This window comes from Pedobacter sp. T50_32, from assembly GCF_057652195.1.
Window position 1 is genome coordinate 1,195,564 of record NZ_JBYFBY010000001.1, and the last position, 21,041, is coordinate 1,216,604.

Here is a 21,041-nt window from a genome sequence, read left to right on the forward strand (position 1 = left end):
TATCTTTAACTAAATTTTCTGATATGGTTTTTCCAGAAAGCAGCCTACAGCAGGATTACCAGTCCCGCATGGTACGGATTTTTGAGTATATCGATGATCATCTGCAGGATGAGCTGAAGTTGGAGGTGTTGTGCCAGCTTGCCTATTTTTCACCTTACCACTTCCACAGGGTCTTCAAGATGGTCTGTGGCGAAACCCTCGCCCAGTATGTCAATCGGAGGAGATTGGAGCGCGCTGCTTCCGAACTGATACATGCCGACACCCAGTTGAAGGAGATCGGCTTTAAATATGGTTTCAACGACAGTTCCTCCTTTACCCGTGCTTTTAAAAAATTCTATGGAGTAGGTCCGATGGAATTCAGGAAACAACATCCCAACAAGTTTAGCAAGATACGTCAACTACAAAGCAAGAATGGTCAAGCCTACCCTGATTACGAAAAATATATTTGCACCATTAATCACCTTAAAGATTGGATAAAAATGAATGCAAAAATTGAAATCAGGGAAGTAGGGAAGATAGAATTTGCCTACGTACAGGTTATCGGGGTACAGCAAGTTGCCCAAGGCTTTGATAAGCTCTTGAAATGGGCCGTGCCGATGGGCCTAATGGAGGAAAAGCGCAAGATGATCACGGTCTACCATGACAGTTTCAAGGTCACCTCCCCGGACAAAGTGAGAATGAGTACGGGAGTTGTACTCGCTGATGCGGTCGAGGTTTCCGATGGCATATCAATATCATCTGTTGGTCCAGGCAGGTTTATCGTGGGCAGCTATGAGATCGGCCATGAGGAATTTGAGAAGGCATGGACCGGGCTTTTTATATGGATGAACGAAAAGGGATATAGGAAGACCGATACCAATCCCTTCGAAATCTACCACAATAATTTTGAGGAGCACCCGCAGAGGAAGGCGATCGTAGATTTTTATATTTCGGTTCGATAGATCTCCTTGATAATATAAGCTGATTACCAAATTGGGAGCCAGCTTTTTAGTCTTGTTACTATGATTTATATTTCCCTTTCTTTCGTCAGCGAAGGACGGCTGTCGTCATAAGACTATGGAGACAGGATTGGAGGTGTTTTCATGGATAACGGAATCCCCAAAATTAACGATATAGATATTTGCATTAGAGGACATTTTTTTCTGCCTATTGTATAGGCAGCCCATAGTAGATCAACCTTTTTAACAGCACATTTTCAGAGCTTTTTTCTGCATCTTCATTTATCAAGTAAATGTGTATGCGTACCGATGGGGCCAAGAGGTGCTGCATCGGAAAAAAGATCTGAAAAAGTAGATAGATTTTTTCTTCACTTATTATATAGTTGTTTCTTTTATTGGTCCCATCAACTAACTTCCGTAGTTATAGCCATCCATTTAAACTTTCACCTGAACCATTAATAATCTGAGCTATTTCTATGAAGTGCTTTCTTCTAGTTTGTATGCCCGGTTAAAATCTCCAATTGCCTTTTCCATTTTGTAGTTAATGAGTAATTGACCTTGTAAAAGATTTTCTTGGACCCTGACGATTGAAAATCCTTTTTTTTCAAAGAAGGGCCTTGCAGTCTTACTGACGTCTGCAATTATTCTCTTGTTGCAATTATTCCCAGCGGCGTGATTTTCTAACTCTTGGTAAAGCATACCAGCTATTCCTTGCCTTTGGTGGTCTTTGTGTACATAAAACACATCCAGGTAACCAGTGTTGTCTATACTTGCAAATCCTACAATCTGTGCTGCAAATTCGGCTACTAAGAAGTAGTGATCCTGAATACGTGTTTCCCATTTGGACGTGACATTTCCTAATAGTGCCCAGATCTCAAGTTGCGCTTGACTATAGTCTGTTTTACACACAGTGAGTACTGTTTCGGTATAAAGTTGTATAATTGCTGGGATGTCTTTTGTATTTGCTATTCTGAGGCTCTTTTTTTTATTCAAACTCATGCTCGGGAAGTAGTTAAGGATTTTCTGCAGCATACCTGATGATAACGTCCAGCTATTTCAAAACTTTTTTGTAAAAGCATATTGCATCTTCGTTCTTTTCAATGATAAAGGTCCATGTTATTCCAGTCGAACCTAGGTAAAGGGTGATGCACTGCTGAATTTCCGCAGATACTGATCAACTCAGCGTAGTACGTGCTGTTAGCTTGCATACTGTAAAGCAAAGGACTACACTGCGGTATTTTCAGATTTATCAAGTTTTCTTGTGGTAATCTCAAAAAAATGCTAGGTATAGAAAGCTCTACAATTCTGTTGTAGAGCTTTCGGTCTTAATTTAGTTGTTATATGCTAGACAAACTTTAAACTTATCTCTTAAAGCTCTTAGTCTCCACTTGATTGGCATTAGGGGGCAAGCTGCGGAGGTAGCTGTAGATCGCAGACAGATCCCGTTCGGTCATGCCGCTATACATTTTCCAGGGCATAGGCGTATTGAGTTCTTCCTTTCCAAGCCTAGCGGGGCTGGCTTTTTCATAGGCCTTGAATTTTGCCACGAAGAGCTCCCTGGTCCAGCTGCCAATCCCGGCTAGCTGATGTTTGGTAATATTGGGTGCCCTTATAGTGCCATTGGGCTGTGTAAATTCCATCCCTCCACCAAATTCTGTTCCGGCAACGATCTTGCCCTTGTCCTGCTTACTATGGCAATCGACGCATCCTGCCGCATTGACCAGATAGCCTCCATATCTGATTGTATCTTCCGGCAAGGGACGTGGCCGATGTTGTGCCGGCGTAGGTGAGAGCTTATTGATCAGGTTTACCGGAAAATCCAATTCCGTTTTAGGAACTTTGTTGGAGATAGGTTTCAGGCTGCGAAGGTAGGCGATGATACTGGAAATATCCCCTTTGCTCATCTGGCCAAAGCGATTGTAGGCCATCAGTGGAAATAGGGCGTGTCCATCCTTGCTTACCCCGGAAGTAATCGCCCTGTAAAGCTCGCCGTCAGACCAGGAAGAAATGTTGGATGGAGTAAGGTTGGAGGAATATATCTTGCCTGGAAATCCTGCCTTCTGGTCAAATACTTCTCCACCACTACCTTCGGTTCCTACAACGACCGGACCACTGAAAAGGCTCCAGTCACGGGTACTGTGGCAATCGATGCATACCGAAACATGGTTGGCCAAATATCTGCCCCTTTCAATAGTAAGGCTATCCCTTTCTACTGTAATTGTTGGGGCGGGTCCTACATTCGGTTGGGTGAAATTGACATAAAGGGCTGCACCCGTGATCACAAATACTACAATGGCCAAAATGAGGCCTAAAAGTTTCAAAATCTTCATTGAATGGCTTAAATTTTTAAGCTACTAAAATCAATAGTACATTTGAACCAGGCATATTTTATCGACGGATAACCTATATAGGTAGACAGAGGGCATTATATATTCGAAGAACTACATCAAATGTCGAGCATTTAGGCCGTTCCCTCATACAAAGGGCAAGCGTTGGACAGGTCGGATTAACTTTCTACAACCAGGCGTCTCTTACATTCTGCTTTGTAGTTCCTACCTATTGGCAATTCCTTTCCCATGATCTCGATGGCAAAGGAATGGTAACTGTCGATTTTGTCTATGGAAACCATGAAGGACCTGTGGATCCTGATGAACTTGTCCTGTGGCAAAAGTTCTTCCAAGACACCGATCTTCTGCTTGCTGACCAGTACCCGGTCCTTTAAGGTAATCCTGATGTAATCCTTGAGGCTTTCCATCCAGTAAATATCGTTGACATTGATCTTTACCCTTTTTCTGTCAATGCGCAGGTAAAGGAAGTCCTCTGATTTTTGTTCACCGGCTGCCGGTGTCGAAGTTTTTTGGTGTTGGAGCTTGAAGATGTCAAAAACCTTGTCCATTGCCTTCAGGAAACGATCAAATGGGATTGGCTTCAGCAGGTAATCGACGGCATTAAGATCGAAGCCGTCTAGGGCATAGTCCTGGTAGGCGGTGGTGAAGATTACCTTTGGTGGATTTTTAAGGGTCCTGACCAGTTCGGTGCCCAAAAGCCCTGGCATTTTGATGTCCAGAAAGATCAGATCGATTTCCCTGTCCTGCAAAAGTTGGAAGGCGTGTACCGCGTTGCTGCAGGTTCCGACCAGTTCCACCTGCGGAAACTCACTGATATATTTTTGGATGACGTCGACCGCATGCGGCTCGTCATCGACAATAAGGGTCTTTATTTTCATAAACCGTTATTTTCTACAGTCAACACTGCAGGTGATGGATGAATAGGCTTGTTTATTTTTGTTTTAGATGGCAGAAGGCTAGGTTTAAGTTCGATCTGGAGGATTACGGCGAACAGATCCTCCTCATCATGTATGGTGAATTGGTGTGTCTCTGGGTAGATCAGTTCCAGACGCTTCCGGACATTTTCCAATCCGATCTTTCCGAAATGTGAGCGATGTCCCTGCTGCTGTTCCAAAGGTTTACTGTTAGACACCTTTAATTTGATGGCGCTAGGTTCTACTTCTATAACGATATTGATCCAAGCGTCCTCGATCATTTCACTTGCGCCATGCTTGAAGGCATTTTCGATCAGTGGGATCATCAATAAAGGGGCGATCTGTTGACCCTGTATCTCACCCTTGATCCTAAGGTTGAGGTCCAACCGGTCGCCGTGCCTCAATTGCTCCAAACCAATGTAATGCTGGATGATCTCTATGTCTTTTTTCAGAGGAACATAATCTGTATTGCATTCGTAGAGCATATAGCGCAGAATCTGTGAAAGATCCAATACTACTCCAGGCGAAGCAGGGGAGTTGTTGAGCGTCAGTGAATAGAGATTGTTGAGCGTGTTAAAAAGGAAATGCGGATGGATCTGTGCCTTTAGAAAGTTAAGTTCGGAATTAAGTGCCATCTGCTTTCGGTCGTACCACATTCCGATGAACTTGATCAGTAGACCTCCCCATACAATGGCATTGGTCTGCTCAAGGGCATGCACCATGTATTGTGGATTGAAAAACTGCTGGGGGATTGTTCCCTCTATTTTCTTCCACTTGAAGGTAGGGTTCAAGGGCTTCATCTGCTGGAAAAGATAGGGGTCTGCAAATAGGATCTCGATTAGGCGATAACAACAGGTAAACAGAACACAGACCAAGAAAAACGACAGGGCTAGGGCTACAAATTTTCTTTTATATAGAAACTTGGGAATGATCAGCCCACTTACGGTGTAATAGTAGAAGATATGTACCGGCAACAGCATTAGGACCAGTTTAAATGCCAATAAGTAACTGGGCAGGCCCACTGCGAAAAGAAAGGTGAGTATAGTAGTGCATATGCTCCAAAAGAGTAGATGACGAATTATTTTGCTATATCGGGACCAAATTCTACTTAACATGAGATTCAACGGCGGCTGCATAATGCCTATACGTTCTTCGTACGCGATAAAGATACTGAACTGTTTTGTTATTGGCGTAGTGTAACATGTTTATCCTGTGGTTTGTAGATAGAATGCATTTGTTTGTAGACGAACGACATTACGCTACATTTCTTGGATAGCTTTTTCCTTAAGCTGCCTTAGCCTTTGAAAAACGGTTATCTGTAAGAGAAAACGCAGTGGCTATCTACAATACTCATAACTATCAGTTAATAAGGGCAGTTTTAGCTGACCTTAATTTAGCTGAAATCCAATGATGAATGTAATGGACACTTTTCTTGACACTGCATCGCAGTCGATCGATAATGTCGGTAGCTTTTTGGCCGATCATTTGGGCGAGGAGTTACTTTGGATCGATACCCTTCACCCTGAGAATACAGATATCAAAGAAGCGAATATTTACGTCGTCGCTGTAGAAGATTGCATTAATGCTTGTTTTTTGCTCAGGTCCTTTGGCTTTTCCATGATCTCTGTGCCCAATTATTCCACTGAGGGACTATGTGCAACGATGGGGGACCAGGAGGGCAATACCTACCTGCTCAAAGAAGAACGCTTCTATGAATTTGATCTGCCATTATGAGGTTACGCAGGGTACTAAATAATAATAATGTAATAGAATATACGAAGGTATCGGCGCAGCGACAGCGCCTTTCTGCCGAAGATTTCAATATCAGGATGGTCTTCAATGAAAGGCAGGATCTATTGTTTGGAAAAAGACGCGTATCCATCTTTCCCGATTGTCTTGCGATAATTCCTCCTGGGAGTTCCTTTGAATGCATCATAGATGCTGAAGTTCCCGTACAGGCGCTTTCAATCGTTCTAGATGCGGGTTTCATCGGCAGTTTTTTGCGGGCGAGGTATCCGTCAATCACAGGAGCGATGCCCAAGACACCATCCTATGATTTTTTGCAGACTTCATTGGTGCCAATGAGTAGCGACATGCGCAGAAATTTTCAGCACTTACTGAACAAAATAGTTCACCTTAGGGCGGAGGATGCACTGATCAACGAATATATCTGTAGATTTCTGGTAGACTATATCAATGTTCAGCGTGGACTGTCCAAGTCCAGAAGACAGCGGCTGTCCTTTGCAAAGGCCGCTACTCAAGATGATATCTGTAGGAGATTGGTCATGGCCAAAGAGTTTATCTCTAATAACTACAATCGCAAATTCCATTTGAGTGATTTAGCCGCCGCCAGTTTGCTTTCAGAAAACCACCTGTTGAGGACATTCAAGGAAATGTACGGTCGGACGCCATACCAGTACCTTGGCCTGATCAGGCTTAGCAGGGCCAAAACGTACTTGGAGCAGGACCAGTATCCGGTAAACGAAATCGTAATGCTGGTAGGACTGGAGTCGGTGAGTTCATTCATCAAACTGTTCAAGGCAACTTTCGGAATCACCCCCTTACAGTACCGAAAGCGCTATAGAGCGCCTATTGGGCTAACTGGATAACGTCCGCGACAATTTTCCATTCGTCTTTATAATGCCATACCTGTGCATAAAAGCCCTTTGGCTTTTCCAACCCACGTTCATAGAGGTTCCCCACACAATAATACATATCTCCACTAAGATCATAGCCACTCTGCTTTGGCTGATATAAAAGTTCTTTGGATGTCCGGGGATAGTCTTTTTTCCCTAACAGGATCGATTGGTCGGATCTCAATGTGATGATATCCTCATGCAGATGAGCAGCTGTTTCAATTGTACTGGTCAGGGTAGGCGGAATGTGCTTTTTTTTGTGATTAGCCTGCTTAAAGCTTATCACTTGAAGGTTCTTTGTTTGGGCTGCAGTATAACCGTCAATGATCCTGGTGTGATTTACTCCTCCGTCGAAAATTAGTTTGAAGTGCTGGTTCTTGTCTTTCTTCCAGATTGAAAAATAGTTACCACTAGCCACAGGAGCTTCCCCTCGCTTGCTATAGTATAGGTAGGGACCGGTGGTAAATCCAAAATCCCCAGTACTATTGGTCCTAGCAACGGAAGGATACCAGGTTAGGAGGTCGATGTTTTCGCTTTTCGCTTTTGAATAGGCCTTAAGACCATTGACCAAGTGGATGCCGTTGACGATTAGCCCCAAGGAGTCCAGGTTTTTTTCAAATGCATATTTCAGTCCTGATTTTTCAGCTGTTGACGCAAAATCTAATTCACTGCTTACGATGTTCTTCCGTGTAGCATTATTAAGTTGTGCTTTCAAGGGATGGACAGCCAAAGTTGAAAGTACCAGTAGGGTTATTATTTTTCTCATGTTTTTTTGATAATTTGGGCAAATATGCTTTTCCATCACTTGAATCTAAATAGCACCTGGAGCACTATAGATAGATGCATCCTAATCGTCGACGAAGTGTGCAGTTAGAGCGATATATTTTTTTTTGGTGACCTGCGAATATTTCTAATCAATCGTTTCAGCTAGTTTTGTGTCTTCATCATCGGATATGTTGGTAAATACCGGTAGGTACATGGACGGTCCCTTAGGATCGCATAATTGTATCCTAAAGACCTTGGCGTACGAGGAAATATTGGATGCAATTAAGCATGAAGTTTAAATGATAACTTTAAATCACCTGATCATCTATCTGACTGAATTCAAACACCTGGTGTCAAATCATCGTTCATTAAATTTTTTAATGCTTGATCGCAAATTATGACCAATTGTTAGGTCCGTTTAGGTGTGTGGATTATCCTTTTGAAGATGAAATAAGGTCGTTTGTCGACGATGCTGAGATCAGCAGCCAAAGTTTTGGAATTTAGCGCCGAACTGAATTTTTACGCTTAATTTAAACCGACTATTTATAATGCGAATCAAACTTATCGGACTTGTCATAGGGCTTGGGCTCGTATGTGTATGCGAGGTGTTCTCCCAATCGCCATCGAAATTGAGTTACACTGTCAAATTATCCATGCAGGGATATAACCTTCCATTTAAACGCTTGATCGACAATTTCAAAAATCCAGGGGTTACACTTGGCATAAATTATGGCTATAAATCTGACCAAGTTACTGCACAGAGTCTAAACGTTGGCTGGTTCAACCATGCAGAACATGGCAATGCTATCTATATTTCCACTCTATTCCACTACCGACCGTCGGTAGGCAGATTCAAACCTGGAGTTGGCTTGGGCGTTGGCAGGATGATCTATCTTAATAACTCAAACCCGTTGTATGAGATGGTCGGCGAGAGATGGCAAAAAAGTAGCAAACAAACAGAAGGTAGATGGATCCTTCCACTAGCTGTCGACTTGGGTTACCAGTTCAACTTTGGCAAATACAACCAGCTGACCCCTTTCGTCGGCTATGAACTCATGCCGGTTATAAAGTATAACAATGCGTTTCCGCTACTTCCAAGTTCGTTGTTAACAGTCGGCTCTAGGTTCAACCTTTCCAAAAAATAACAAGCATGAAAAATCAATTCTTCACATTACTCGGCATAGTAACCATATTGCTGAGCTGCTCAAAAGAGATCTTCGAACAGCCCATCAAAGATGTCAAATTCCCACAGAACTTCAAAGTGGACCATAGACTAGGCCTAAAGATCAGTTCGATCATACAAGAATATTCAAAAAAAGGATTGCCGGGAGTATCGGTAGCACTTTCGGATGACGAAGGGGTATGGGAGGGTGCATCGGGATTTGCTCGCATCGAGGACAACCAGCCTTTGACCAATGGTTTCGTACATGCGGGTGGAAGTGTGACCAAAATTTATACCGCTACGGCGATAATGATGCTGCATGAGCAGCAAAAAATCCAATTGGATAAAACTATCGATAATTATTTGCCCCAAAAAATTGCTGCTAAAATAAAAGGAGCATCAGATATTACTGTGCGGATGTTGCTAAGCCATCGGTCGGGGATTCCGGATTATATAGAAGATGAGAGCTTCCGTTTGCACTGGTTCAATGATCTCTCTCAACGTTGGGATCTCGAAAAAATCCTAAAATTTGTAAATCGAAAAAAATACCTACAGCCAGATGTTGGCTACAATTACTCAAATACAAATTATGTGCTGCTTTCACTGATCATCGAACATGTAGGCCAGCAGGAGGAATGCAAATGGATGGCTGATAATATTTTCTATCCCCAAGAATTAAAATACACTTTTTATAGAAATGGAAAAGATTTCTTGGATGCGTTTGCTATGCCGAATTTCTATATGGACCGTTTTGGAGATGGGCGCCTTCAGAACGTAACTGTTCCGACTAAGGTCGAAATATATAGCGAATATGGCGACGGCGGACTGGTGGCTACAAGTTTAGATTTTGTAAGATTTATGCACGCTCTGACGAAAAATGAGATAGTTAGCGCAGAAAGTTTGAAGTTGATGTCGACTCCGACTAAAGACTCGGAGTACGGTTTGGGACTCGACCAGTTCAATTATAGTAAAAAACAGCAGTTCGGGCATCAGGGCGCTGTGTTCGGAGGAAGTTCCCTATTGCTATATTTTAAAGAGCAGAGGGTGGTTCTGTTTATCGCTGCAAATTGTGACGGATCGCTAGTTGGCGGCAAGACCCTGCATCTGTACCATGAGATGAAAAATAAGATCTGTGAGCTGGTCGCAGCTTCTTAGCCGGCCATGATAGCAGTAACATTCCGTGTATCGATCTGGTGCTTTCATGACTTAAAGCCCAGGGTTATGTAATTTAGTAAAGTTGTAACTATAAATCGAATGAAAAAATTGTGTTTTATATTGATAATGGTTGGGATATTAAAAGTCGGATATGCTCAGCAGGGCTTTCCGAAATACTATCGCCTAAAGGCAATGCTGGAAAAGGCGGATTCGTTGTAGAAGGCAGTTGACGATTAGCCCCAAAGAATCAAGGTTTTTTTCAAATGCATATTTAAGACCGTAATTCTCTGCTGCCCCGACGAAATCTATTTCAGCGGCTACTATATCACGATTGCGAAGATCAATTGATTGCGCTTTTGCTAAGCTGTTAACTATCGAAAGACAGAGCAATGGAAGAAAGATGGTTTTGTTCATGATGAAGATGTTAAATCCAGGAACAAATATTCTGTTAAGGACAACAACCTTTTACTTAGAGGGGTCGTATCGACATAAGCATTCTATGGGTCGACGGGACGTCATATTCTATCGATATAAGTTTAATAGCTCATCACTTCAGTGAGGTGTAGCTGACGACAGGTAGTGGTTATCTCATAATGTCTGTATCAACCCCTTCCAGTCCCAGCTGACGGCAAAGGGTCATGATCTGTCCGTTGTCGTGATACTCATGGGTGATGACATGGGTAAATAATTGTAGCTTACTCGCTTGTCCTTTGGAACCCTTTATCGAATAGGCAACCTTTTCCTCGAGATCATGTATCTCGGAAATAAACCGATCCACACTCTGGTCAATCTTGCTGAAAAGGCCGGTAATCTTTCCTATATCAGCATAGTCGCTAGCATTTGCAAAATCAACCTCTATCGCCATCGCTGTAGACATTATCCAAAATTGATAGGTGGTAGCGATATGAATCAACATATTCCTGGCACTTCCGCCCTTTGCGAATGAGGAATGCTCTTTTATAAATTGGCTGTTTGTCAATTTACGACAATGCGCCAGAAGTACTGCTCGTGAACCTTTGACGAACTGATATTGGTCTAAGAGTAATTTTCGATAGTAAGGATCAGTCTGTATATTCATTATAATAATTGATTGGTTCCGAATTCTGGAAGAAAATACTTAAGAGCTTCATTATATGCTATGTAGATCGAAGTCGCCAGTTAGCTAAGCTTTTTTACCTTGTCATAGATCGACTTTACTTGCGTGTCACCAAAGCCATAGATACTTCCTAATCTTGAAAACTCTTTGAATACATCACTGAATTCTGTAAGTCCCGACGAAATAATCTCTTTCACAAGCTTTTCTGGTCTGCTCAAAGTATTTTTTTTAGGAAATCTAGCTGTATGTGCATGACATAACTCTTGTAGGTGTTCTAAGCATCCAGATGGTGTAAGAGCTAATAGATTTAACCTTTTCAAATCTTGGTTTCGATAGGCCTGCCAAGCTCCCTGCCTAGTTTAATATCCCGTTCTTTAAAAAGCTTTCTGGTAAGGTAGGCTTTTTCCAACATCTGTTCTGTAGATTCTGCGAAGCCCTTGCAGCTACCAAAAGTATCCGTTCCATTGGGGAAGACCCGAAATAATTTCAGGGTTTGGTTTTCTGCTAACAGATCGATAACAAACCACATGTTAGCTTGACAGAACAAGTCGTTTCCGAACCATAAGCAGATTTCACCGTCCTCGGGAATTTTCCTTAACTGATCGAGCTCTTCCGCTACCAGCTCAATATATTTTTCTTGTGTCGTATGATAACGTTCAGCAAAGAACGCTGCCCGGTTTGTAAAGAAGTCTTTCAGGGTTTCTCCTTTGAGATTCCCCTCGATCAATGCCTCCCTACATATAATAAAGTTTTGACTAATGGCGGTGTGGGCGAGTCGGTCTGCAAGAGCGTCTCCATTAAGGATATGATAGGTCATTACTAATAGTTTTATTGTAATGCCAAGTTACTAATGTTTTATCTGGCTATGTAAAAGGTAGACGGACGTATTCTTTTTGTCGACAGACTTCATTTAATTTAAACCTATTAGGTTTGGATTTCAATTTATTTTACTTATTTTTATGTAAATAAAGTACTTTGATATTCAGTCTGATTCTAGCACTATATTTTTATGATCAAAATATATGAGCCTGATTCGGTGACCTATAAACTGGTGAATTGTCTAATTGCTTAGACTACAGTATATTAACTAAGGGTAGCTGCATGCTGCCATCCCGACTTATTAGATGTCAAAATCTAGCAAAAACCCCCTAAATATTCGTGTTTAGGGGGTTTTTCATTTTTAATCAGATCAGTTCAGGGCATAAAATACCATATAATTTATGCCCTATTCTACACCCTGTATTTTTCTTGTATCATTGCCTTTGTTTTGATGTAAAAATCTGTTTATCGATTGTTTAATTATTAATTGACCCCATTTGGTATCATTTGATATTGCGAAAAAAAACGCCCTGAAATAGGGCGTAAAATGGGCACAGAAGAAAAAGTATGAAAACACAGAACACATTTTCTGTCTCGTTCTTTTTAAAAAAGGACAAGGAAAAAGATGGTCTTGCGCCCTTGTACGCAAGAATTACCGTAAATGGAAGACATGTAGATTTAGCGACCAAGCGCTGGGTCGCACCAGAAAAGTGGGATCAAAAATCACAAAGTATGTCGGGGCGCACAGCGGAAGATAACTCCACTCGGGACAAGATTAGACTGTTGGGGCTAGATATCAGTACGGCATATGAAGAACTTAGAAGGGACAGGGCAGAGTTGACTGCGGTTGCGGTAAAGGCTAGAGTTGAGGGCGTTGAGATCGCTCCCATTACACTAATGTTCCTAGTTGATTATCATAATAATGAACTTAAACAACTTCTAGAAGAAGGGACGATGAAAAACTATCGGACCACCAAAAGGTACTTAACAGAGTTTCTTAACCTTAAGTGGAAAAAGAAGGATATCATGCTCAAAAATATGGACAATCTCTTCGTGACAAATTTTGGGCTGTTCCTCCTAAATAGGACCCCTGACAAGGGGCAGCGGCCATGTACAAATAATTCAGTCATGAAGCACATGGAGCGTCTGAGAAAGTTGGTCGGGATAGCGCTCGAAAACAAGTGGATGACCGATAATCCCTTCCAGCATTTCAAAAGAAAGATGGTTACCAAGGACAGGAATTGTTTAGACACCTATGAACTGGATAGGTTGCGTAATCTGGAATTAAGAAAGAATGGTTTACAAGCGGTCAGGGATATGTTTCTGTTTGCCTGTTTGACGGGACTTTCACCATGTGATATCACGCGGTTCAGCAAGGACCATATTACCCGTGACGTGAACGGCGAGTATTGGATAGAGATGTACAGACAAAAAACCAAACGTTTTACGGAACGGAAGTTTAATGTGTTGCTATTGCCAGAAGCATTGGAAATCATCAAAAAATACCGTAAACATCCCGCTGCCATTGCAAATGGTACTGTATTCCCTTTCTATACCAACCAGATACTCAACCGCTATCTAAAACTTGTAGCCGAGGAAGCAGAAATCAATAAACAGGTTACCTTTCATTTGGCTAGACATACCTTTGCTACAACGGTTACTTTGGAAAATGGAGTGCCTATCGAAAGTGTATCACATATGCTCGGGCACGCCAGTATAAGGACCACCCAAATCTACTCGAAGATCAAGAAAAAGAAAGTATTGAATGATATGTCGAGTCTCAGGGAAAAAATTAGCCCAACTTTAAAAAAGGTAGTCTAATTGTAGGCGGTTTAAAATATTTCTCCGCCACACTTAAATATCTTAGTTTTATTATGGAAACAAATTGATATGAGAGCGGGAATTTTTATTGATGATTCTGGAAATCCGGGAAGAAAGACCGAAAACAAGTATGATACTACAGATCGTAAGAGCTGGTATGCCATTGTACTCACAGCAGATCAACGTAGCAGGGCCCAAACAATTATGGGTGGGCTCTTAGCACAAAATGCTAAGGAATTTGGTGTGAATGAATTTCATTTCACTGATATTTTTAGTGGCGTAAAGGCCTATAAGGGCATTTCGATTAAAAGACGTATGAAAATTTTTGAGGATTTTGCTGAGCTTTTTCGTGAGATGAAGTACCCAATACTTAGTATGACCATGGCAAGAGATGACTACGACCGTAGTAAGATCCAACTGCCAAAAGGAAAACATATGATCGACAGTTTCGATATGAGTCGACACGAAGACTTTTCTTTATGTTATCTTTTGCTTCGTTGTCATTATTTTCTGAAGGCGAATTGGAACAACAGCGAACCTGTAGGAGTAACCATTGATGCTGGCAGACAGAAGGATGGCAGTTTGCAAATAATGGATGAATTTAACAGTAAGTTCATCGATAGAACAATTCAATATGTCGCCTCTGAAAAAGAACCGATGTTGCAACTGGCAGACTATGCCGCTTTCTGTCTTAATAAGGGTTATTGGCTACAGAATAAGGGTGCAAGAACAGACTTCGATATTGAGTGGTTAAAAATATTTGCCTGGGCGGATTTTCAGACTTTGAATATGAAACGTATGTATTCTGACCCAAGGTCAGACACTAAGGTAACTTATGAGAAGATGTTAGATGAGGCCTATCAGATATATGAGGACCGTGGGAATATTGAATTGGGAGAGATGCTTGGGCAACTCAATTGGAAAAACCTGTAAAAAAAAATTGGGTACGTGGTCAGTACGTACCCAAATTGATCAAATCTATCTTCCAACATTTGCTGTCAGAAAGAACGGATTATGACAGCATTTGATTTAATAACGAAAGAAGATCTGCAAAAGTTCAAAGAGGAACTCTTTGCGGAGCTCAGGCGTCCGAGCTATAAACTCAACAAGAAGGACGAGCAGAAAGAATGGATCAAGACTTTCGATGTACGAAAGCTGCTTGACATCTCCCAGAATACACTCGTCTCACTGAGACGAAATGGCACCATCCGCTTCTCCAAGATCGGTGGAACTTTCTATTATAAACATGACGATATCCTCAAACTACTAGAGGGTAATTAACGCACAAATTTTTCATTTAACCATAGTTCAGCAGCACGGTTCCGGCGCCTAGGTTTAAACACCCTTGTGTTTGGCAAGATGTATTTTTGTCCACGGACAAAAACATCTTGCCGCCCTCGCGGTCGGAGCAGGCACTCGGAACTCGTGCCTGCCTGAACGTCAATAATGTACCTTATGGGCTTTCAAAAAGATGAGAAAAGTGAGCGTCTGGACTATCCCTTAAGAACAAGAGTGGATAAGAAAAGCTTCGAGAGATTGGAGAAATTGCTAGTATCAAGTACCTGCCAATCTATGGGAGAACTGATCCGTAAATTGATCAATCGGGAAAGAATCAACTGTGTCTACACGGATACGACGATGAATGCGCCGATGGAAGAACTGGTCTCTATCCGTAAGGAACTAAAATCTATCGGTGTAAACATCAATCAGATCACCCGTAGTTTCAATCAGGAAAAGACTAAAGATACGGCTAGGCAATACTATGTGATGCAGGTGGCCGATCTGTATAAAAAGGTAGATGTTAAAGTGGATAGACTGTTGGTCTTGGTTGGAGAGCTTACGGAAAAATGGTTACAAAGATCATAACTGGGAAAAGTTTGCGTAGCATTATGCTCTACAATGAAAATAAGGTCAAGGAGCAAAAGGCGAAGATTGTTATCGCTAACAAATTTGGTATTGATATAGAAAAACTGAATGTCGCCTCAAAGCTCAAACGCTTTGAACTGTTGACTTTCCTCAAGCCTAATGTGAAGGCCAATGCGCTCCATATCATGCTCAATTTTGATAGCAGCGATGCTTTGGATGCCAGCAAACTTCAAAACATAGCAGTTGAGTACATGGACAAAATTGGTTTCGGCGACCAGCCCTATCTGGTCTATCAGCACCATGATACGTCTCATCCACACCTACACGTGGTTACCACTAACATCACTGCTTATGGTCAGCGGATAGATATGCATGGCATTGGTAGAACACTTTCCGAGGACGCAAGAAAGGAATTGGAAGTTACCTATGGTTTGGTCAAGGCGGAAGGTAGACAGAGAAGTGAAATCCTACAAACGGCGCCAATCGATCTGGTCAAAGCTGTTTATGGAAAGGCCGCGACCAAACGTACGATTACCAATGTCGTATGGGCAGTGATCAGGGATTATAAGTATACCTCGCTCGCAGAATTCAATGCTGTTCTTGGACAATTTGGGGTAGTTGCAGATAAGGGAAAGGAGGAGACTAAAATGTTTGAGAACCGTGGCTTGGTCTATTCGCTGATCGATGTGGATGGTAAAAGGATTGGTGTCCCTTTCAAGGCTTCCCGATTGAGTGGAAGGCCGTTATTGGATGTGGTAGAGAGGAAGTTCGGAAGAAGCAGGGGAATCAGGCAGACGTATAAGGAAAGTGTTACGCAGCGGATTGATCAGGTAATGAATAAATATAACCTGTTGACCAAACATACTTTTGATAAGGAGCTTGCTGCTCAGAAGATCGGAATGGTCTATCGGATGAATACAGAAGGCAGGTGTTATGGTGTGACTTTCGTAGACCATCGTACCAAATGCGTTTTCAATGGAAGTGATCTCGGCAAGGTATATTCCGCTAAAGCACTAACGGAAACATTTGCAAGTAGGGACGAACCAAAAACTTATTTGGGGGCTGCCATCAAATCGGTCCAAGCAAATGCTCCCGAACATGGCAGCCTGTCCAAATCTAATTCATCAGACATCGGACTGCTTGATATGGTACTGTCAAAAAACTACAATGAAGAAGTACCAGGCAGCTTTAAGACTAAAAAGAAACGCAAAAAGGGAAAATCAAATTCACAGGGTTTAAATCGTTAAACATATGAATACAGGGGAAGATATCCAATCGCTGCGCAAGATCATTGATTTCACTAGATTGATCAGCACATTTATTTTGGCCATCCATTTCTATGTTGGCTGTTATCGGGCATTCCTAGCATGGGGTCTGACTACTGGTGTTACCGATCAGATTGTAGCTAATATTGCCACGACTGGGCTATTTACAGGTTTCCTCGCAGCCAAGGCTGCAGCACTGGTCTGTCTGATTGTTTCACTGGTCGGAGCCAAGGGAAGAAAGGATGAAAAGTTGAAACTGGCGCCGATCTGTTGGCTGATTGGAACAGGATTATTCATCTATTTTTCCAGCCCTTTGGTACTTTACCTTCAGCTTGGAGTTGTTTTGTTGGCACTGCTTTACATGCTCCTAACCTCGCTAGGTTATCTATTGGTCTTGACTGGAGGAGTAAAATTATCAAGGTTGATCAAAAACCATCTGGATAGTGATATCTTCAATAACCTGGCAGAAACCTTTCCGCAGGAAGAGCGATTGCTCGAAAATGAATATTCGATCAACCTTCCGGCAAAATATCGGTTGAGGGATAAGGTTAGGGAAAGTTGGATCAATATCATCAATCCCTTCAGGGGACTTTTGGTGGCAGGGACCCCGGGGTCTGGTAAATCCTACTTTGTGATCAGGCATTTGATAGAGCAGCATATCAAAAAAGGGTTTTCTATGTTTCTCTATGATTTTAAGTTCGATGACCTTTCTAAGCTGGCCTACAATATGCTCCTGAAATATCGGGGCAACTATAAGGTGCAGCCCCAATTCTTTGTGATCAACTTCGATGATCTAAGCAGGACGCACCGCTGCAATCCCCTTGATCCGTTGAGTATGGATGACATTACCGATGCAACTGAGGCCAGCAGGACGATTATGCTCGGACTGAATAGGGACTGGATCAAAAAACAGGGGGATTTCTTTGTGGAGAGCCCGATCAATTTTTTGACAGCGATTATCTGGTACCTCCGTAGATATGAAGAGGGTAAGTATTGTACGCTGCCGCATGTGATCGAATTGATGCAGACCGACTATGACCAGTTATTTGCCGTATTATACCAGCAGGAAGAGATCAGGGTGTTGATCAATCCCTTTGTATCGGCTTATCAGAATAAGGCCATGGCGCAATTGGAAGGACAGATCGCCTCTGCTAAGATCGGATTGGCAAGGCTTGCCTCTCCATCTTTGTATTACGTGCTGAGCGGGAATGATTTTACCCTGGATGTGAACAATCCGGAAGAACCGAAGATCATCTGTGTCGGAAATAATCCACAGAAGCTACAGGTTTATGGGGCGGTGCTATCCCTTTATATCTCTAGGATGATCAAATTGGTCAATCAGAAAGGGAAGCTGAAAAGTAGTTTGGTATTCGATGAGTTTCCAACAATATTCTTCAACAATATTGATAGCCTGATCGCTACAGCCCGAAGTAACAAGGTGGCAACGACCTTAGCGGTACAAGATTTTAGTCAGCTGAAAAAGGATTATGGTGCTGAACAGGCAGATGTAATTACGGGTATCGTAGGCAATATTATCTCGGGACAGGTTACAGGAGATACGGCCAGGAAACTATCAGAGGGATTTGGCAAGATCATGCAGGAAAGGCAGAGCAAGTCAATTAACAGCAGCGACATTTCGATTTCCCAGTCCACCCAGTTGGACTTTGCCATTCCAGCCGCAAAAATTGCGAGCCTATCCAGTGGCGAGTTTGTGGGCATAGTTGCAGATAATCCAGAGCAGAAGATTACTTTAAAAATGTTCCATAGCGAAATACAGAATGACCATGGCGCTCTTGTAAGGGAGGAGCGGGTCTATGGGGACATCCCGGTGGTACAGGAGGTTTCAAAGGAAGAAATTGCAGAGAATTACCAAATGATCAAAAGACAGGTGGCGGCGTTGGTCAATCAAGAGCTACAGCTGATTTCGGCAAGGGATAAAACGGATGATGGGGATGGAAGCGTCCAGCAGACCCTGGATACAAAGAAAGAGCCTTCGAAGGCTAGGGTAAGAAAATCTAACAAGGCAAAAACTCAGGATAGACCTACGTCACTTTAATTATTCCTTACGTGCTGATTTTTACTTCCCTGCTGGGAGGGGTGTGAATTTTCGAGTGATGGAAGCTGTACAGGGCCACGTATGGAAAGTTCATGAAGTTTCATCCCGATAAGCATAGAGCCAGGTTGGAGGCCAAGGCCTTTTAGAACAGATGTGCTAGTTACAGGTCGTTCAGCTGTATGTTCTCCAGCTGTTTTAAAAGCAATTTTTCGGAACCGTATTCAGGGATCAGTTCTATACGGACCGAAGCTGAGGAGATGCGGATATAATGATGTTTCATGATTGGTTCCTCTCGGTATGCCACCGCATTTGCTCTTTTTAGGAATATTCGTTATTTTCTTCGCTATCTTTAATGTGTCTCGTTGTTCACTCAGTCCTTATTTATGAGCAGAATGATATATACCTATAACACCATCGCAATTTATCCCATAGTGGTACTACAAAGTCTGCTTTAATGTCATCGCTCAGGTGCAGCCGTCGGGGTATCATTCAGCCTTTTCATAGTCTTTTTAATCACCGAGTCAAGTTCTTTAACCTGTGCAATAAGCTTGGTGAGCAGTACCGTATGCTGATCGCTACGATCTTCCAATTCTAATAGCTCGGTAAGACCTAAAAGATTAGATAGGGGCTTTCTGACCTCATGGGCCTGAATCCAGGAGAGCTCCCTTAACTTGGAAATACTCTGTTCTTTGGCTATGTTTGCTGCAAGCTCGTCAGTCTTATCGACAACGACAACCAATCTGGCTGGCCTGCCGTTGAATACTATCGTGGTTCCTTTCACTTCTGTATAGATGATGTCCCCGTTCTTCTTACGGTGTCTGACCATACTTTGCTGAGCGAAGTTGGCTTGATGGATATTCAGCAGTGCTTCTTCCAGGGCGGGGATGTCCTCGGGAGGTCTGATGTCCCTTAGGCCGCTGGTGAGAAATTCTTCACGAGAGTATCCATAATGGGTCACTGCCGCTTCGTTGACATCGAGAAATGATAGATCGTCAATGTCATATACCCATTGTGGCAATGGGTTATGGTTAAAAAGATCACGGTACTTCTGGCGCTCGTTTTCCAGCTGTTGGGCACTCAGCTTTCGATAGGAGATGTCCTTGAAATAAACAGAAAGTCCTTGTCCGTTGGGGAATACGGCAACTTCAAACCACATCTGACGCGGTTCAAAATATTCTTCGAACTTGGTGGCCGTCTGTTCGGTTAAGCAACGGTGGTATTCAGTAAAGAACTTTAGCGATGTAGCTTCTGGATAACATTTCCACAAGTTTTGTCCAATAATCTGCTGCCTTGGCATGAGCAATAGCTCTTCGGCCGTACGGTTCCAATAGGTAACCGTCCAATTGCCGTCGACCTCGAAGAATCCATCGGTAAAACTTTCCAGAATAGTTTCTACCCGTCTACGGTAGGCGCTATGCCGTCCTTCGGAACGATTGGGATCTTTTCGGAGTTCAGCGCTACTAATATGGTCAATGGTTTTCGGAATTTTCATGGTTGGAAACAGGTTTCTGTGCTTAAGATAGTTAATTTACCTTATATAACTACTCTAGTACACATGATTTATCAACTTATCATCATCAATTTAGGGGGGGAGTCTGCCAAGGGCAATTCAATATCGCTATAGTCTTGAAGGAGGGGATATCGGTCCGTGTTTTGAAGCTCTAGGTTGTAGTCATAAAAGCTCCTGAGATAGTTGTAGGGCTGGATTTTCTGTTTTAGTAGGGACTGTTCAAATAATTTATCATGTAGCTCTTGGTATGCTTCGTGTTCAGGTTGCACTAGGTCGCGTGGTCGAAAGCTCATGCACCAAGAATTGAAGTGTTTTTTTTCCTGGAAGCCACTGGCTAATATAACGGGGATCTGATGCCGGGGGTCGCAGCTTATTCTTTCATAAACTTTCATAACTTCAGTCTCTTCTCCCTCGATCACATGCATGAACCTTCCCTGTAACTTAACTATGAAACGAGATTCCATATAGAGGAGCATTCCCGTTATATTGCGTGCCAGGTTGTAGCCATGGGAATGTTCAAGGAGCTGGAGCAGACTGCTGTCGTTCATCCTCGCTGGGGCGATACTTATACAAATCAGATAAAATGATTTTTTATGCATCTCAAAGTTAGTTGTCGTAGGTTTCGAAAAGACATGGGAACATTGCAAATTATTTCCAAGTGCTACACATTTTTGCCTTCCAAAAACAAAA

21 protein-coding genes are annotated in these 21,041 nt (G+C 42.5%); 11 read left to right on the plus strand and 10 right to left on the minus strand.

Annotation, left to right across the window (positions count from 1 at the left end; translation table 11 throughout):
• Nucleotides 1–23 precede the first annotated feature (23 nt).
• Nucleotides 24–941: an AraC family transcriptional regulator gene (locus AC23ME_RS05200; protein ID WP_487726681.1), complete on the plus strand. Its 918-nt coding sequence runs from the start codon at nucleotides 24–26 to the stop codon at nucleotides 939–941.
• Between the two features lie 471 nt (nucleotides 942–1,412).
• Here AC23ME_RS05200 and AC23ME_RS05205 read toward each other — a convergent pair whose 3' ends face one another.
• The 4 genes from AC23ME_RS05205 to AC23ME_RS05220 form a co-directional block, all read right to left on the minus strand.
• Nucleotides 1,413–1,937, minus strand: a complete 525-nt coding sequence (locus AC23ME_RS05205) for an N-acetyltransferase family protein (RefSeq protein ID WP_487726682.1) — start codon at nucleotides 1,935–1,937, stop codon at nucleotides 1,413–1,415.
• A 362-nt stretch (nucleotides 1,938–2,299) separates the two neighbouring features.
• On the minus strand, nucleotides 2,300–3,268 hold the full coding sequence (locus AC23ME_RS05210) for a c-type cytochrome (RefSeq protein ID WP_487726683.1): 969 nt from the start codon (nucleotides 3,266–3,268) through the stop codon (nucleotides 2,300–2,302).
• 176 nt (nucleotides 3,269–3,444) lie between these two features.
• The gene (locus AC23ME_RS05215) at nucleotides 3,445–4,164 is read right to left on the minus strand and encodes a LytR/AlgR family response regulator transcription factor (protein ID WP_487726684.1); all 720 of its coding nucleotides are present in this window, start codon (nucleotides 4,162–4,164) and stop codon (nucleotides 3,445–3,447) included.
• On the minus strand, nucleotides 4,161–5,180 hold the full coding sequence (locus AC23ME_RS05220; protein WP_487726685.1) for a sensor histidine kinase: 1,020 nt from the start codon (nucleotides 5,178–5,180) through the stop codon (nucleotides 4,161–4,163). The genes AC23ME_RS05215 and AC23ME_RS05220 overlap by 4 nt, the downstream gene beginning before the upstream one ends.
• A 427-nt stretch (nucleotides 5,181–5,607) precedes the next feature.
• Between AC23ME_RS05220 and AC23ME_RS05225 the strand changes: the two genes are divergently transcribed.
• Both AC23ME_RS05225 and AC23ME_RS05230 read left to right on the plus strand, forming a co-directional pair.
• Nucleotides 5,608–5,934, plus strand: a complete 327-nt coding sequence (locus AC23ME_RS05225; RefSeq protein WP_487726686.1) for a hypothetical protein — start codon at nucleotides 5,608–5,610, stop codon at nucleotides 5,932–5,934.
• The gene (locus AC23ME_RS05230; protein WP_487726687.1) at nucleotides 5,931–6,809 is read left to right on the plus strand and encodes a helix-turn-helix domain-containing protein; all 879 of its coding nucleotides are present in this window, start codon (nucleotides 5,931–5,933) and stop codon (nucleotides 6,807–6,809) included. The genes AC23ME_RS05225 and AC23ME_RS05230 overlap by 4 nt, the downstream gene beginning before the upstream one ends.
• On the opposite strand, the gene AC23ME_RS05235 is transcribed toward AC23ME_RS05230, so the two are convergent.
• Nucleotides 6,790–7,602, minus strand: coding sequence for a hypothetical protein (locus AC23ME_RS05235; RefSeq protein ID WP_487726688.1), 813 nt, complete (start codon nucleotides 7,600–7,602; stop codon nucleotides 6,790–6,792). The two genes, AC23ME_RS05230 and AC23ME_RS05235, sit on opposite strands and share 20 nt — an antisense overlap.
• A gap of 652 nt (nucleotides 7,603–8,254) precedes the next feature.
• On the opposite strand from AC23ME_RS05235, the gene AC23ME_RS05240 reads away from it, so the two are divergent.
• Together AC23ME_RS05240 and AC23ME_RS05245 are read left to right on the plus strand one after the other, a co-directional pair.
• Nucleotides 8,255–8,746 carry a hypothetical protein gene (locus tag AC23ME_RS05240; RefSeq protein WP_487726689.1) on the plus strand — a complete coding sequence of 164 codons (492 nt, stop codon included), beginning with the start codon at nucleotides 8,255–8,257 and terminating at the stop codon, nucleotides 8,744–8,746.
• A 5-nt stretch (nucleotides 8,747–8,751) separates the two neighbouring features.
• A complete protein-coding gene (locus tag AC23ME_RS05245; RefSeq protein ID WP_487726690.1) occupies nucleotides 8,752–9,918 on the plus strand; it encodes a serine hydrolase domain-containing protein in 1,167 nt (388 codons plus the stop codon).
• 183 nt (nucleotides 9,919–10,101) lie between these two features.
• Here AC23ME_RS05245 and AC23ME_RS05250 read toward each other — a convergent pair whose 3' ends face one another.
• The 3 genes from AC23ME_RS05250 to AC23ME_RS05260 all read right to left on the minus strand — a co-directional run bounded on the left by AC23ME_RS05250 (nucleotide 10,102) and on the right by AC23ME_RS05260 (nucleotide 11,831).
• The gene (locus tag AC23ME_RS05250) at nucleotides 10,102–10,332 is read right to left on the minus strand and encodes a hypothetical protein (protein WP_487726691.1); all 231 of its coding nucleotides are present in this window, start codon (nucleotides 10,330–10,332) and stop codon (nucleotides 10,102–10,104) included.
• A gap of 169 nt (nucleotides 10,333–10,501) precedes the next feature.
• The gene (locus tag AC23ME_RS05255) at nucleotides 10,502–10,996 is read right to left on the minus strand and encodes a DinB family protein (protein ID WP_487726692.1); all 495 of its coding nucleotides are present in this window, start codon (nucleotides 10,994–10,996) and stop codon (nucleotides 10,502–10,504) included.
• Nucleotides 10,997–11,330: 334 nt separating this feature from the next.
• A complete protein-coding gene (locus tag AC23ME_RS05260) occupies nucleotides 11,331–11,831 on the minus strand; it encodes a DUF1835 domain-containing protein (RefSeq protein WP_487726693.1) in 501 nt (166 codons plus the stop codon).
• 569 nt (nucleotides 11,832–12,400) lie between these two features.
• Here AC23ME_RS05260 and AC23ME_RS05265 point away from each other — a divergent pair.
• The 6 genes from AC23ME_RS05265 (at nucleotide 12,401) to mobC (ending at nucleotide 18,841) form a co-directional block, all read left to right on the plus strand.
• Entirely contained in the window at nucleotides 12,401–13,654 is a 1,254-nt protein-coding gene (locus tag AC23ME_RS05265; protein WP_487726694.1) for a site-specific integrase, read from the plus strand.
• 69 nt (nucleotides 13,655–13,723) lie between these two features.
• Nucleotides 13,724–14,587: a DUF3800 domain-containing protein gene (locus tag AC23ME_RS05270; RefSeq protein ID WP_487726695.1), complete on the plus strand. Its 864-nt coding sequence runs from the start codon at nucleotides 13,724–13,726 to the stop codon at nucleotides 14,585–14,587.
• A gap of 81 nt (nucleotides 14,588–14,668) precedes the next feature.
• Entirely contained in the window at nucleotides 14,669–14,935 is a 267-nt protein-coding gene (locus tag AC23ME_RS05275) for a helix-turn-helix domain-containing protein (protein WP_487726696.1), read from the plus strand.
• Nucleotides 14,936–15,109: 174 nt separating this feature from the next.
• Nucleotides 15,110–15,520 (plus strand): plasmid mobilization protein, encoded by a 411-nt coding sequence (locus AC23ME_RS05280; protein ID WP_487726697.1) that lies wholly within the window; start codon nucleotides 15,110–15,112, stop codon nucleotides 15,518–15,520.
• A 23-nt stretch (nucleotides 15,521–15,543) separates the two neighbouring features.
• Nucleotides 15,544–16,767, plus strand: a complete 1,224-nt coding sequence (locus tag AC23ME_RS05285; protein ID WP_487726698.1) for a relaxase/mobilization nuclease domain-containing protein — start codon at nucleotides 15,544–15,546, stop codon at nucleotides 16,765–16,767.
• 4 nt (nucleotides 16,768–16,771) lie between these two features.
• Complete coding sequence (gene mobC / locus AC23ME_RS05290) at nucleotides 16,772–18,841, plus strand: conjugal transfer protein MobC (protein WP_487726699.1); 2,070 nt, start codon at nucleotides 16,772–16,774, stop codon at nucleotides 18,839–18,841.
• 457 nt (nucleotides 18,842–19,298) lie between these two features.
• On the opposite strand, the gene AC23ME_RS05295 is transcribed toward mobC, so the two are convergent.
• Nucleotides 19,299–20,333 (minus strand): PAS domain-containing protein, encoded by a 1,035-nt coding sequence (locus AC23ME_RS05295; protein WP_487726700.1) that lies wholly within the window; start codon nucleotides 20,331–20,333, stop codon nucleotides 19,299–19,301.
• Nucleotides 20,334–20,404: 71 nt separating this feature from the next.
• Nucleotides 20,405–20,950 (minus strand): BLUF domain-containing protein, encoded by a 546-nt coding sequence (locus AC23ME_RS05300; protein WP_487726701.1) that lies wholly within the window; start codon nucleotides 20,948–20,950, stop codon nucleotides 20,405–20,407.
• Nucleotides 20,951–21,041 lie beyond the last annotated feature (91 nt).

What these genes read in the sequence shown, in the direction of transcription:
- AC23ME_RS05200 (WP_487726681.1), top strand. Translation starts at nt 24, where the DNA reads ATGGTTTTTCCAGAAAGCAGCCTACAGCAGGATTACCAGTCCCGCATG.
- AC23ME_RS05205 (WP_487726682.1), bottom strand. Translation starts at nt 1,937, where the DNA reads ATGAGTTTGAATAAAAAAAAGAGCCTCAGAATAGCAAATACAAAAGAC.
- AC23ME_RS05210 (WP_487726683.1), bottom strand. Translation starts at nt 3,268, where the DNA reads ATGAAGATTTTGAAACTTTTAGGCCTCATTTTGGCCATTGTAGTATTT.
- AC23ME_RS05215 (WP_487726684.1), bottom strand. Translation starts at nt 4,164, where the DNA reads ATGAAAATAAAGACCCTTATTGTCGATGACGAGCCGCATGCGGTCGAC.
- AC23ME_RS05220 (WP_487726685.1), bottom strand. Translation starts at nt 5,180, where the DNA reads ATGCTGTTGCCGGTACATATCTTCTACTATTACACCGTAAGTGGGCTG.
- AC23ME_RS05225 (WP_487726686.1), top strand. Translation starts at nt 5,608, where the DNA reads ATGATGAATGTAATGGACACTTTTCTTGACACTGCATCGCAGTCGATC.
- AC23ME_RS05230 (WP_487726687.1), top strand. Translation starts at nt 5,931, where the DNA reads ATGAGGTTACGCAGGGTACTAAATAATAATAATGTAATAGAATATACG.
- AC23ME_RS05235 (WP_487726688.1), bottom strand. Translation starts at nt 7,602, where the DNA reads ATGAGAAAAATAATAACCCTACTGGTACTTTCAACTTTGGCTGTCCAT.
- AC23ME_RS05240 (WP_487726689.1), top strand. Translation starts at nt 8,255, where the DNA reads ATGCAGGGATATAACCTTCCATTTAAACGCTTGATCGACAATTTCAAA.
- AC23ME_RS05245 (WP_487726690.1), top strand. Translation starts at nt 8,752, where the DNA reads ATGAAAAATCAATTCTTCACATTACTCGGCATAGTAACCATATTGCTG.
- AC23ME_RS05250 (WP_487726691.1), bottom strand. Translation starts at nt 10,332, where the DNA reads ATGAACAAAACCATCTTTCTTCCATTGCTCTGTCTTTCGATAGTTAAC.
- AC23ME_RS05255 (WP_487726692.1), bottom strand. Translation starts at nt 10,996, where the DNA reads ATGAATATACAGACTGATCCTTACTATCGAAAATTACTCTTAGACCAA.
- AC23ME_RS05260 (WP_487726693.1), bottom strand. Translation starts at nt 11,831, where the DNA reads ATGACCTATCATATCCTTAATGGAGACGCTCTTGCAGACCGACTCGCC.
- AC23ME_RS05265 (WP_487726694.1), top strand. Translation starts at nt 12,401, where the DNA reads ATGAAAACACAGAACACATTTTCTGTCTCGTTCTTTTTAAAAAAGGAC.
- AC23ME_RS05270 (WP_487726695.1), top strand. Translation starts at nt 13,724, where the DNA reads ATGAGAGCGGGAATTTTTATTGATGATTCTGGAAATCCGGGAAGAAAG.
- AC23ME_RS05275 (WP_487726696.1), top strand. Translation starts at nt 14,669, where the DNA reads ATGACAGCATTTGATTTAATAACGAAAGAAGATCTGCAAAAGTTCAAA.
- AC23ME_RS05280 (WP_487726697.1), top strand. Translation starts at nt 15,110, where the DNA reads ATGGGCTTTCAAAAAGATGAGAAAAGTGAGCGTCTGGACTATCCCTTA.
- AC23ME_RS05285 (WP_487726698.1), top strand. Translation starts at nt 15,544, where the DNA reads ATGCTCTACAATGAAAATAAGGTCAAGGAGCAAAAGGCGAAGATTGTT.
- mobC (WP_487726699.1), top strand. Translation starts at nt 16,772, where the DNA reads ATGAATACAGGGGAAGATATCCAATCGCTGCGCAAGATCATTGATTTC.
- AC23ME_RS05295 (WP_487726700.1), bottom strand. Translation starts at nt 20,333, where the DNA reads ATGAAAATTCCGAAAACCATTGACCATATTAGTAGCGCTGAACTCCGA.
- AC23ME_RS05300 (WP_487726701.1), bottom strand. Translation starts at nt 20,950, where the DNA reads ATGCATAAAAAATCATTTTATCTGATTTGTATAAGTATCGCCCCAGCG.